The organism is Aquiflexum balticum DSM 16537 (assembly GCF_900176595.1).
Lineage (GTDB): Bacteria > Bacteroidota > Bacteroidia > Cytophagales > Cyclobacteriaceae > Aquiflexum > Aquiflexum balticum.
In genome coordinates this window covers 1,622,670-1,635,854 of record NZ_LT838813.1, presented here as the reverse complement: position 1 = coordinate 1,635,854, position 13,185 = coordinate 1,622,670, and the positions used below count along the sequence as shown (strand labels likewise).

General features: G+C 41.0%; 11 protein-coding genes. 10 read left to right on the top strand and 1 reads right to left on the bottom strand.

Features of this window, described 5'->3' with window-relative positions:
- Nucleotides 1–333 precede the first annotated feature (333 nt).
- On the bottom strand, nt 334–1,365 hold the full coding sequence (gene ruvB, locus B9A52_RS06995; protein ID WP_084119627.1) for a Holliday junction branch migration DNA helicase RuvB: 1,032 nt from the start codon (nt 1,363–1,365) through the stop codon (nt 334–336).
- Nucleotides 1,366–1,523: 158 nt separating this feature from the next.
- Between ruvB and B9A52_RS06990 the strand changes: the two genes are divergently transcribed.
- From B9A52_RS06990 to acs, 10 genes are all read left to right on the top strand, one after another.
- Entirely contained in the window at nt 1,524–2,585 is a 1,062-nt protein-coding gene (locus tag B9A52_RS06990; RefSeq protein WP_084119626.1) for an FAD:protein FMN transferase, read from the top strand.
- Between the two features lie 83 nt (nt 2,586–2,668).
- Nucleotides 2,669–3,448 (top strand): ZIP family metal transporter, encoded by a 780-nt coding sequence (locus B9A52_RS06985; protein ID WP_084119625.1) that lies wholly within the window; start codon nt 2,669–2,671, stop codon nt 3,446–3,448.
- Between the two features lie 134 nt (nt 3,449–3,582).
- On the top strand, nt 3,583–4,005 hold the full coding sequence (locus B9A52_RS06980) for an IS1/IS1595 family N-terminal zinc-binding domain-containing protein (RefSeq protein ID WP_084119624.1): 423 nt from the start codon (nt 3,583–3,585) through the stop codon (nt 4,003–4,005).
- A 184-nt stretch (nt 4,006–4,189) separates the two neighbouring features.
- Nucleotides 4,190–5,590 (top strand): porin, encoded by a 1,401-nt coding sequence (locus B9A52_RS06975; RefSeq protein WP_084119623.1) that lies wholly within the window; start codon nt 4,190–4,192, stop codon nt 5,588–5,590.
- A 14-nt stretch (nt 5,591–5,604) separates the two neighbouring features.
- Nucleotides 5,605–5,868: a DUF4212 domain-containing protein gene (locus B9A52_RS06970; RefSeq protein ID WP_084119622.1), complete on the top strand. Its 264-nt coding sequence runs from the start codon at nt 5,605–5,607 to the stop codon at nt 5,866–5,868.
- A gap of 28 nt (nt 5,869–5,896) precedes the next feature.
- Nucleotides 5,897–7,582 carry a sodium:solute symporter family protein gene (locus B9A52_RS06965; RefSeq protein ID WP_084119621.1) on the top strand — a complete coding sequence of 562 codons (1,686 nt, stop codon included), beginning with the start codon at nt 5,897–5,899 and terminating at the stop codon, nt 7,580–7,582.
- Nucleotides 7,583–7,775: 193 nt separating this feature from the next.
- On the top strand, nt 7,776–7,985 hold the full coding sequence (locus B9A52_RS06960; protein WP_084119620.1) for a hypothetical protein: 210 nt from the start codon (nt 7,776–7,778) through the stop codon (nt 7,983–7,985).
- Nucleotides 7,978–10,737, top strand: a complete 2,760-nt coding sequence (locus B9A52_RS06955) for a sensor histidine kinase (RefSeq protein WP_084119619.1) — start codon at nt 7,978–7,980, stop codon at nt 10,735–10,737. The genes B9A52_RS06960 and B9A52_RS06955 overlap by 8 nt, the downstream gene beginning before the upstream one ends.
- Nucleotides 10,712–11,068 (top strand): response regulator transcription factor, encoded by a 357-nt coding sequence (locus B9A52_RS06950; RefSeq protein WP_084119618.1) that lies wholly within the window; start codon nt 10,712–10,714, stop codon nt 11,066–11,068. Before B9A52_RS06955 ends, B9A52_RS06950 begins: the two co-directional genes overlap by 26 nt.
- Nucleotides 11,069–11,253: 185 nt before the next feature.
- Nucleotides 11,254–13,146: an acetate--CoA ligase gene (gene acs, locus B9A52_RS06945; RefSeq protein WP_084119617.1), complete on the top strand. Its 1,893-nt coding sequence runs from the start codon at nt 11,254–11,256 to the stop codon at nt 13,144–13,146.
- The last annotated feature ends 39 nt before the right edge of the window (nt 13,147–13,185 follow it).

Sequence of the window (13,185 nt, the reverse complement as noted above, 5' to 3'; positions counted from 1 at the left end):
GGGGTTTTGAAAAAAGCCATTATCTCCATTTATGCCCCCGGGTTCTACCCGGGGCAAATACCCTAAAGGAATTTAATCCCTTCGGGATTTCTACAATCGGAACTTACCTTTTACTCTTAAATTTACTTCCACCCTTATTTTCTGACACCTTCATCCTTTCTCCTTCAACCCTTAAATCCATTCCCCAAATCTTAAATCTTCCCGATAGCTTGTGACTAAAATCTACAATCTCGTACCTTCATCCCTCATCCTTTCTCCTTCATCCTTTATATCCCATTCCCCAGATCTTAAATCTAAAATCTACCATCTCCCGTAACTTTCTCCCTCATCCTTCTAAAACAGGCTTCCAGTTTGTCCCCCAAAATCAGGCTTGATCTTTAAATGCTTGTAGGCAAGTTCGGTTGCCATTCTACCTCTTGCAGTTCTTTTAAGATAGCCCTCCTGAATCAAAAACGGTTCATATACTTCCTCGATGGTTTCTGCTTCTTCACTGCAGGCAGTAGCAATAGTGCCCAAGCCTACGGGACCGCCTTTAAACTTCTCTATAATCGTCAACAAGATACGGTTGTCCATTTCATCCAGTCCGTTTTCATCGACATCCAAAGCATTTAAGGCTATTTTAGCAATTTCCAAGGTGATCCTGCCATTACCTTTGACTTCAGCAAAGTCTCGGGTTCTTCTCAAAAGCATATTGGCTATCCTAGGTGTTCCCCGGCTTCTTCTTGCTATTTCAAAGGCGGCTACTTCATCTATGGGAGTTTGCAATATACTTGCAGACCTGATAACAATATCAGTCAATAATTTGGCATCATAATATTCCAACCTGGAATTGATTCCAAATCTGGCCCTGAGTGGTGAAGTAAGCAATCCGGATCGGGTAGTGGCGCCAATAAGCGTAAATGGACTTAAAGAAATCTGAACAGATCGGGCATTGGGTCCGGAATCCAACATGATATCAATCCTGAAATCTTCCATGGCAGAATAAAGATATTCTTCCACTATAGGGTTGAGGCGGTGGATTTCATCAATAAAGAGGACATCCCCATCTTCAAGGTTGGTCAGCAAACCTGCTAAGTCAGAAGGTTTGTCCAATACCGGTCCCGAGGTTATTTTGATACCGGCCTCCAATTCGTTGGCGATGATATAGCTTAGGGTTGTTTTTCCCAAACCGGGAGGCCCATGTAAAAGTACATGGTCCAGGGGCTCATTTCTTCTTTTGGCTGCGAGAACAAATATTTTCAGGTTTTCAACAATCTTGAACTGTCCCGTAAAATCATCAAAACTCAAAGGGCGCAAGGCCTTTTCTATTTCTTTGTCCGAGGAATTTAAATTTTCCTTGTCCCCACTTAAATAATCTTCTCTCATAGCTAAATATTGTGCTTCACAAATATAGAAATTTAGACCATGCCAAAAGGTAATTAAAGATGGTATAAATTAAAAGGCAATTATGTTGCATTTCTAAGCTCATTTTGGAACTTTTATTGGCAAAATAGCTTTAACTTTCGTGAAATTTACCCGATCCCATGCGCAGCAACGCCAATAAAAACATTATTTATTCCATAATTCTTTTGATGCTGGTAGCTATTGTCTACCTCTATAGGCAAAATCAGGAGAAGCCGGTCGAGAAAATTGTTGAGATAAAAACAGGAAAAGTAACGTTGGCCGGGAATACAATGGGTACAAGTTACCGGATCGTTTATCTGGATAATCAGGAAAGAGATTTTAAAAATGAAATTGATTCGATTTTGGTTTTATTCAACCAATCCCTTTCTACCTATATTCCAGATTCCGAGCTGAGTGTTTTTAACAAAAGTGATTCATTGGTTTTTGAATTACCCTATTTTCTTCCTGTACTTGAGGCCAGTAAATTAATTTATGAAAAAACATCGGGTGCATTTGACCCCACTGTAGGTCCGCTGGTCAATTTATGGGGGTTTGGACCGGAAGGACCTCACCTCAAAGACAGTATCAATATCAGCAATTTATTGCCTTTGGTTGGATTTAATAATGTTGAATTTAACGGAGAAATGGTGAAAAAACTCAAATCGGGGATTTATCTTGATTTTAGTGCTGTCGCCAAAGGATATGGGGTAGATGTTATCTCTGACTTCCTAATATCCAAGGGAATTGAAAACCTATTGGTGGAGATCGGCGGTGAATTGTTTGCCAAAGGGGTCAACGAAAATGGTGAACTTTGGAAAATCGGCGTCAACAGGCCGGAGGATTTGGGAAGGGCAGATGAGCTTTACAGCATTATAGCTCTTGACAACAAAGGCATGGCTACTTCTGGCAATTACAGGAATTATTATGAAGCAGGTGGAATAAAAATTTCCCATACAATTGATCCATTTACGGGAAAGCCGGTGAGACACGGATTATTAAGTGCGACTGTTCTTGCAGCAGATTGTATGACTGCTGATGCCATCGCGACCGCATTGATGGTAATGGGGACAGAAAGTGCAATTGCCTTACAGGATAAAGAAAAGGATTTTGAGATTTTCCTGATTTATAATGACGATGCCGGTGAAATGCAATCCTTTGCCAGTGAAGGTCTCAAACCATTTTTATCCTTCCCACATGAATAAAATATTTCGTCTTTTGATTTTTGTTTCATTTTTAAGTGATTCAAAAAAACATTCCATTTTCAATTACCTAAAATACCATCTACATGGTTCTTAATTTTATCCTTTTATTCGCTACTGCAATGGTAGCCGGCGGATTGGCTTACTTCATTCCAAGTTGGGAAGAAAGGTATTTTAAATTGGTATTGGTCTTTGCCGGTTCTTATTTATTCGCAATTACTGTCCTCCACATTTTGCCTGAATTATTTGTAGAATCCGGTGACGCCACCAAAATGGGATTATTTATCCTGTTGGGATTTTTGTTGCAACAGATTTTAGCTTTGCTTTCAACTGGGGTAGAACATGGGCACATTCATCATCCCAGTCATCAACACGCAGGAGTTCAGGTTGGGGTTTGGACGATCATGATCGGCTTATTTATGCATGCTTTCCTCGAAGGCACGTTGTTGTCACATGACGGCATATTGATAGACCACCACAACCATGACGGACATGACCATATTCACCACCACCATCACGGAAACAACAATCTGCTTTTGGGAATCTTATTGCATAAAGGACCGGAAGCATTTGCCTTGGTGGCAGTGCTGATGAGCAGCATGAAAAAAAGATGGGTATTTGTTTTGCTCGTCATTTTTGCATTTGCATCACCTTTGGGAATGGTTCTTAGCAACTTATTTTATGAAAAGAATCTGCTCAGCCGTCAGGCACTTAATATTTTCTATGGCATGGTTGCAGGTGGATTTTTGCATATTTCCACCACGATATTTTTTGAAAGCAGCCCTGACCACAGGTTCTATCTGAACAAAGTCCTGATAAGTATTCTTGCTTTTGGATTGGCAATTGGTTTAGAAATGTTTTTATAGCATATTTATTCTGAATGTAGACGTTCATTCCAAATTTAATTCTGAATAAATAGTTTTTTGATATTTGGGTTGTCATACTTTGCTAAAATATTATACTTTCGCTAAATTGATATACCAAACCCAAAACAAACCAAATGGAAAAAGCAATATGTCCAAAATGCGAGTACACCAAAGTGGTCAAAAGTGGTGTTGTAGGAGGAAGACAGCGGTTTAAGTGCAAAAAATGTGGGTACCACTTTACTGTCAATAAGCTCGGCAAATCAATTGATAAATACTATGTAGTAAAGGCTTTGCAGCTATATATTGAGGGTATTTCCTATCGTGAAATCGAAAGAATATTGGGAGTCAGTCATGTATCTGTAATGAACTGGGTCAAGCAATATAAAATAAAAGCTCCTGAAAGTTATGACTACAGACCAACATATAAAGTGTTGAATCATACGGAATTAGTAAAGTTTATGGCCCAAAAAGAGAATCTCACTGATACTGGAATGCTCATAACGGAACTCGGAGACAAGTTTATGATCATCAAATGGGAAAGATTTAAAAACCGATAATTAAGAATATTATATGGATTACTATATGTAATTAACAAATATATATCACCATTTTTTTATTTGGGATGCAACTTTTCAATTTAGGTTCATCTTATTGCAGTCACAAAGCAATTGGATCCAATTACAACAAACCCAATTGATTATGTTATCCCGTTTCTGTTTTTTATTCTTTTTCTTTTTTTGGATGGTAGTATCACCAGGCTATGGTCAGGATACACTTGCATCTTTCATGACACAGAAAGATGAAATGCTATTTGATCATACTTACAAGCCACTTGTACTCAACCTCAGTGATAATGGTTCCAAATATGTCAGATTCCTGATTTGGAATCAGATGTGGATGAGGGCCACTGAAAACAATCCCGGTACCCTCGGGGTAGATGGTCTTCCTCAAAACAGCTCGACTGATATAGGTATACGCCGGGCGAGATTCCTGGCCTATGCCCAAGTTTCACCCAGGTTTTTGATTTTGACCCATTTTGGAATAAATAACCAAACCTTTACAGGCGGGGGTGTACCCGGAGGTGGGGCCACGGGAAATCCGGGAAATATTCCTGTAACTGTAAATCCTGAGACAGGAACCGGTTCAGCAAACGGGATGTCAGCCAAAAAACCCCAAATGTTTTTTCATGATATATGGACCGAGTTTAATGTAACTGACGAGTTGTACATTGGAAGTGGCCTCCACTATTGGAATGGCATTTCGCGAATGTCCAGCCACAGTACTTTATCCTTTATGGCTGTCGATGCACCTATATTCAATTGGCCGCTAATAGAGTTAACAGATCAGTTTGCACGTCAGTTTGGGATTTATGCCAAAGGACAGATTTCCAAATGGGACTATAGGGTATCCTTAAATAAGCCTTTTTCTGTAGGAGGCGGGGGATCATTTGATGAAAATAGAGAAAGGCCTTTAGCAGCAAACGTGGTGAATGACAATTGGGCAAGCCAAGGGTATATAGCTTATCAGTTTTTTGAAAAAGAAAATAACAAACTTCCATATTTTGTAGGGTCGTATTTGGGCACAAAAAAGGTGTTTAACATCGGAGGAGGTTGGCACCATCATAGCAAAGCCACCACATCCAAAAACAGTGATGGTACAATAAATTATCATGATATTGCTCTATTGGGTTTTGATGCATTCTTGGATCTTCCCCTCAATGCAATAAAAGGAACTGCACTGACTTCTTACACCGTCTTCTATAATTATAATTTTGGTCCAAACTACCTCAGAAATATCGGAATTATGAATATCGGTTTAGGTCCGGGAACTACCCAAAATGGCCCTGGAAATGCCCAACCCACAATAGGAACAGGCAATATCATTTACTCCCAAGCAGGTTATCTGTTACCCAAAAGTATTTTGGGAGACTATGGGAGACTTCAGCCATTCGGTGCATTGACCTATAAAGACTTTGAATATTTCAATAGCAGCTCATTTCAATATGATTTGGGAATCAACTATTACATCAACGGACATCAGGCAAAAATTACCTTTCAATACAGTAACCGTCCTCTTTTTGAAAATTATTTAAAATCCGGTTCGGCAAATGAATTCATTCTCCAAACTCATTTATTCCTCTAATAACCAAAAAAATTATGTCAGACAACAAAATCAAAATGCAAGCCTATTGGAAGAAGAATCTAAAGACTCTTTTTATTCTTCTGGCCATCTGGTTTACCGTTTCCTTTGGATTCGGAATCCTTTTAGTAGAACAACTTGACCAAATCAAAATCGGTGGCTTTAAGCTGGGCTTTTGGTTTGCACAGCAAGGTTCAATTTACTCTTTCGTGATCCTCATTTTTGTCTATGTGTATCGGATGAATAAGCTGGATAAGGAATTTGATGTCAACGAAGAATAAAAACTCACCCAAAAAAACCTAAAAAACAATGGATATCTTAACCTGGACATACATACTTGTCGGCACCTCATTCGCCCTTTATATCGGAATAGCGATTTACACCCGCGCAGGGTCAACCAAAGAATTTTATACCGCGGGAGGCGGTGTCTCTCCCTTGGCCAATGGCATGGCCACAGCTGCTGACTGGATGTCTGCGGCGTCCTTCATTTCAATGGCCGGGATCATCGCCTTTTCAGGCTACGATGGCTCTGTTTACCTGATGGGCTGGACAGGAGGCTATGTTTTATTGGCTTTGTTACTTGCCCCATATTTAAGAAAGTTTGGAAAATTTACAGTTCCTGATTTTGTAGGAGACCGGTATTATTCCAATAAGGCAAGGGTAGTGGCTGTCATCTGTGCGCTGTTTATTTCCTTCACCTATGTCGCAGGACAGATGCGGGGCGTAGGGATAGTCTTTTCCCGTTACCTTGAAGTGGATATCAATACCGGTGTAATTATCGGTATGTGTATTGTGTTCTTCTATGCCGTTTTGGGTGGAATGAAGGGAATCACCTATACACAAGTGGCACAATATTGTGTGTTGATATTTGCCTATATGGTGCCTGCGATTTTTGTTTCCATGCAGTTGACTGGCAACCCTATACCTCAATTAGGCTTGGGTGATACAGTTGCTGACGGTACTTATCTATTGGACAAACTGGATGGTGTATTGGGAGAGTTGGGATTTGCTGAATATACTTCCGGGAGAAAAGGGATGATTGATATTTTCGCCATCACGCTTGCCCTGATGGTGGGTACAGCAGGATTGCCACATGTAATTGTCAGGTTCTTCACAGTGCCCAGGGTAAAAGATGCCCGTCTTTCAGCAGGCTATGCTTTGGTATTTATCGCGATTCTTTACACCACTGCTCCTGCTGTGGCAGCATTCGGGATTTACAATGCCATCGATACCGTGGCCGGACAACCTGTAAATGATTTGCCCGAATGGGTGGGCAATTGGCAAAAGACCAATCTGATCGTAGTCAATGACATCAACAATGATGGCATAGTCCAATATTCTGCCGACCCGGCTACCAATGAACTCAAAATAGACAGGGATATTATGGTACTTGCCAATCCTGAAATTGCGAAGTTACCAAATTGGGTGATAGGATTGGTGGCTGCGGGAGGGATGGCTGCTGCACTTTCCACTGCCGCAGGTCTTCTTCTTGTTATTTCAACGTCTGTATCCCGAGACCTTTTCAGAACATTCAAACCTGATATGACTGAGAAAAGAGAATTGTTGATTGCAAGGATTTCAGCCGGTGGTGCGGTCATTTTGGCCGGCTACTTTGGTGTGAACCCTCCTGGATTTGTGGCCGAAGTAGTTGCTTTTGCTTTCGGACTGGCCGCTGCATCTTTCTTCCCTGTAATCATAATGGGTATATTCTCCAGTCGGATGAATAAAGAAGGAGCTATAGCAGGAATGGTGTCCGGGCTTGTCTTCACAATTATGTATATCAGTTACTTCAAGTTTTACAGTCCGGAATTGAATAATGTCGAACATTGGTGGTTTGGTATTTCTCCCGAAGGTATAGGCTCTCTGGGTATGCTGATCAACTTCGTGGTATGTTATGTGGTGTCCAAAGCCACTCCTGCACCTCCACAATCTGTACAGGATATGATTCAGGAAATCAGGATTCCAAGGGGTGCGGGTAAAGCAGTTGACCATTGATGGTAAAAAAAAATAGGGATTAAGGACTCCGACGAAGGAATTGTCGGGGTTTCCCTTTTTTGGGACTTTCAAATGATTTAATTTAAAAATCATTTCGTAAAAATCATGAAACCGCCATTTTCTGGGTAGATTAAATTGAAAGATGATCTGCACAGACCTGTTCTGTACGAACAAAAAAATAATTCATAGACGCATGAAAGACATACTCAAAAGCCAATACCTCTGGGCAGTTTTTTTTCTGGGATTGTTTCTGCTGAACTATCCTGTATTGTCCATATACAACATTCCAAAAGCCATTTTTGGAATTCCTTTGTTGTTCATCATGGTTTTTGGTTTTTGGGCTTTGCTTATCCTGCTGACTTATTTGGTGGTCAAAAAAATGAACAGGAAAAACAATGCTTAGCTATGGGCTGATCATATCGTTTACTTTTGGATATCTGGCATTGCTATTTGCCATTGCCTGGTATTCTGAGCGGTCAGCTTCACGGGGCAAAAAGCTTTCTTCCAATCCTTATATTTATGCACTTTCACTTGCCGTCTACTGTACTGCATGGACCTATTATGGTTCAGTTGGCCGGGCTGCTACCAATGGGCTGGAATTTTTAACGATATATATAGGACCAAGCTTGGTTGCACCACTCTGGTGGATTGTGATGCGAAAAATCATCCGTATCAGCAAAGTACAGCATATTTCTTCCATAGCGGATTTTATTTCCAGCCGCTATGGCAAAAATATCACCCTTGGTGGAGTGGTGACTGTTTTTTGCTTATTGGGAATATTGCCTTACACTTCGATTCAGATCAAGGCGGTTGCCAATTCATTTGATATTCTTCAGTACTCCGAAATCAGTCAAAACCTGATTTATTCACCTTTCTACCAGGACACAGCATTTTATGTAGCACTTGGTTTGGCATTGTTTACCGTACTTTTCGGAACACGGAATGCGGAAGCTACTGCCCAGCATGAAGGGATGGTAATGGCGGTTGCTTTTGAATCTGTATTTAAATTGATTGCCTTTATTACAGTAGGTGTGTTTGTAACTTATTTCGTTTTTGATGGTTTTGCGGACATTTTTACTCAGGCCTCCTTGAGGGGTTTAGACCATTTGTTTGTGCTTCAGGGAGAAAATGGCGTTTCAGAGTGGTTTTGGATGAGCACCTTATCCATGATGGCCGTACTTTTTTTACCCAGACAGTTTCAAATGGGAGTGATCGAAAACAACGACGAAAAGCACCTTGACAAAGCCATGTGGCTTTTTCCGCTCTATTTGCTTCTGATCAATGTTTTTGTGTTGCCCATTGCATTAGGTGGTTTGGTACATTTTCCTACAGAAACGGTGGATGCGGACACCTTTGTCCTTGCTTTGCCCATTGCCTACAATCAGGAATGGTTGGCTTTGCTGGTCTATTTGGGCGGATTCTCTGCGGCAACAAGTATGATCATTGTATCTACCATTGCCCTCAGCAACATGGTAAGTAATAACCTCATCATGCCCCTCCTTCTGGTCAATGATAAGCTCAAGCTCAAATATCAGCACCGGTTGGGGTCAATCGTAATCTGGATTCGAAGAGCTACCATATTTTTGATCATACTGGCAGCCTATATTTATTTTCGGGAGATTTCCGCACAGTTTTCATTGGTTTCCATTGGCCTGATATCTTTTGTAGCCATAGCACAATTTACTCCTGCTATTATTGGAGGAATTTTCTGGAAAAAGGGATCAAGGTTAGGAGCTTTGGCAGGAATTATTGCAGGATTTATACTTTGGTTTTTCACGCTTGTTGTTCCTACCATTGTCACTGCAGGATACTTGCCGGAAAACATTCTGAATAATGGTCTTTTTGGTATCAGCGGATTAAAGCCCCAAGCCCTTTTTGGTTTTGAGCAAATGAGCTACGTTACCCACGGGCTGTTTTTCAGTTTGACACTGAATCTTATTTTATATGTGGTAATTTCCCTATTCACCAATCAGACTTCCAAAGAACATAACCAAGCGGTGGTATTTGTGGATATCTTTAAATACAGTACTATTTTGGACAGTTCGATCATTTGGAAAGGACAGGCATATCTTCCTGACTTGAAGGCCCTTTTAATCAATTTCCTTGGAGAGGAAAAAACCAGGGAGGTTTTGGATGAATTTTCAGCCAGATCGGACAATAATGCAGCTGCAAAAGATTTTGCCGATCCGGAATTGGTCAATTACTCAGAGCGCTTATTGTCGGGAATTATTGGCTCGGCATCTGCGAGAATCATGGTGGCTTCGGTAGTGAAAGAAGAAGAAATCAGCATGGAAGAGGTGCTGGGAATTTTGAAGGAAACTCAAGAGCTCAAGAGTTTGAATATAGCCTTAAAACAAAAGAGCAAGGAACTGAAAAATGCTTCTCAAAAACTCCAGAAAATGAATGAAACCCTAAGACTCAATGATATGCTCAAGGATGAATTCATCTCGACGGTGACCCATGAAATGAAGACACCGATTACCTCAATCAGAGCTTTTTCTGAAATACTTTTGGATGATGACCTGCCTGAATCTGACAAGAAAAGATTTCTCGATATCATTATTCAGGAAACCAACAGGATGACCAGGTTAATTGATCAGGTCTTGGATTTGGAAAGATTTGACTCAGGGAGGCAGGAATTGAATCTTGAAAAAGCGGATATCAGGATACTCATTCTTCAGACCGCAGAGAGTATGCTGCAGGTGTTTAAAGAGAAAAATATTGATTTCAACATAGAGATAGCATACGATGAGTTTCAATTGTTGGTGGATGAGGACAGGTTGAAGCAGGTAATACTTAACTTGCTGTCCAATGCTTCCAAATTTGCCAAAAATAAAATTGTCCTGAAAACTTACCTGAAGGATCATGATCTTTATCTTCAGGTTATTGATGATGGAAAAGGTGTTCCTGAGGAAGAGGCTCCCTATATATTCGATAAGTTTTTCCAGGCCAAAAACCAAACAAGTAAAAAGCCGATCGGAAGCGGCTTGGGTTTGGCTATTTCCAAAAAAATCATAGAATATCATGGAGGAAAGATCAGTGTATCCAAGCAGGATGGAATGACCTGTTTTGAATTCATTCTTCCTCTTCAGTTTGAAAATAATTTAATTTCACAAGCCATTGCCGACGATGAACAAGATACTGATAGTAGATGATGAGCCCAATATCCTTCTTTCGTTGGAGTTTCTTTTCAAAAAAGAAGGGTTCAGGGTTTTTATTGCCCGAGATGGAGAAGAAGCCATGGGCATCATTGAGGAAAATCATCCTGAATTGGTGGTTCTGGATATCATGATGCCAAAAGTGGACGGATACGAAGTATGCAAATACATCAAAGAAAAAAACAGGGAAGTCAAGGTTGTTTTCCTCACTGCAAAGAGTAAACAGCAAGATGTCCAAAAAGGATTGGATCTAGGGGCAGATCTTTACCTTACCAAGCCATTTTCCAATAAAAACCTGGTTTCAAAAGTCAAGTCATTACTGAATTAAAACAAATTTGGATATACGTTTTCTTGCCAATTAAACATCAACCTTGTCTAAACATGACGGAAGACCGATGACCGATGTAGCGGGCAATAATGCATTGAACCAAAGTATCTAAGTATTTGCCAGTTTACTGGCAATATTGCACACAATCAAAAAAATTAATTACTATAACCTAAAATAAACATAACATGAGCGATAGAATTCATACCCTCAGCGGATATTTCTACGAATACCAAAAGTCTGTCACCGAACCTGAAAGTTTTTGGGCCAGGATAGCGGATTCTTTTTACTGGAGGAAAAGATGGGATAAAGTCCTGGAATGGGATTTTGATGGACCTGATGTCAAATGGTTTGTCAATGCCAAATTGAATATCACGGAGAATATCTTTGAAAGGAATCTCTTCACCATCGGGGACAGACCTGCTATCATCTGGGAACCGAGCGACCCTAGTGAGGAAGGTAGAACGATAACCTACAATGAACTGTATGCAGAAGTCTGTCAATTTGCCAATGCGCTGAAGGTAAAAGGAATAGAAAAGGGTGACAGGGTGATCATCTATATGCCCATGATCCCCGAAGCAGCAGTGGCGATGCTGGCCTGTGCCAGGATTGGTGCAGTACATTCAGTGGTATTTGCAGGTTTCAGTTCGACTTCATTGGCAGATAGAGTCATTGATTGTAAAGCAAAGGCCATTCTGACTTCTGATGGGAATTACCGAGGCAATAAAAAAATCGCTGTTAAAGCCATAGTGGATGAAGCATTGGAAAAATCCAGTGTGGAAACGGTTATTGTCTGTAAAAGGACAGGTCAGGATATCACTATGGTAGAAGGAAGGGATCATTGGTGGCATGATGTCATTGAGGGACAAAAAACCACGCATGCAGCTGAAGAAATGGACAGTGAAGACATGTTGTTTATCCTCTATACTTCAGGATCTACCGGAAAGCCCAAAGGCGTGGTGCATACTACAGGTGGCTATATGGTCTACACCAAATATTCATTTGAGAATGTGTTCCAATATTCCCCGGGTGATGTCTATTGGTGTACGGCTGATATTGGCTGGATTACAGGTCATTCTTATATAGTTTATGGCCCCTTATTGGCTGGTGCCACTACGCTGATGTTTGAAGGAGTGCCTACCTATCCTGATCCAGGAAGATTCTGGGCGGTGATTGAAAAACACAAAGTCAACCAGTTTTATACAGCACCAACAGCTATCAGGGCTTTGCAGGCATACGGCACTGATCCTATTGAACCATACGATCTGAGTTCACTGAAAGTACTGGGCTCGGTGGGTGAACCCATCAATGAAGAAGCATGGAAATGGTATTATACACATATCGGACAGTCAAGGTGCCCCATAGTCGATACCTGGTGGCAGACCGAGACCGGAGGCATTATGGTTTCTCCTATTGCTGGAATTACCCCAACCAAACCGGCTTACGCAACACTACCATTACCGGGAATTCAATTGATGATTGTGGATCCGGAAGGCAAAGAATTGACAGGAAATTCGGTGGAAGGTAATCTCTGTGTCAAGTTTCCCTGGCCCTCAATGATAAGAACGACCTATGGAGATCACGACCGCTGTAAGCAGACCTATTTCTCAACGTATAAGGGGTTGTACTTTACAGGTGATGGTGTGAAACGTGACCATGATGGCTATTATAGAATCCTGGGACGTGTGGATGATGTGATCAATGTTTCAGGCCATAGATTGGGAACGGCTGAGGTAGAAAATGCCATTAATGAACACCCGTTAGTGATAGAATCAGCAGTAGTCGGCTATCCCCATGATATCAAGGGTCAGGGTATTTATGCCTATGTCATCTGCGACATGTCCCACAGGACAGAAGATAACCTTATCAATGAAATCAAGGACATGGTCAGCAAAATCATCGGACCCATCGCCAAACCCGATAAGATTCAGATAGTGCCGGGATTGCCAAAAACCCGATCCGGAAAAATCATGCGGAGAATCCTACGAAAAGTGGCAGAAGGCAGTACCGATAGCATGGGCGATACTTCCACCCTATTGGATCCGGATGTGGTGACGGCGATTATTGAGGGGAGGAAATAAAGGATTAGATAAGTTATTTATTGAATAGGAGAGACGGTG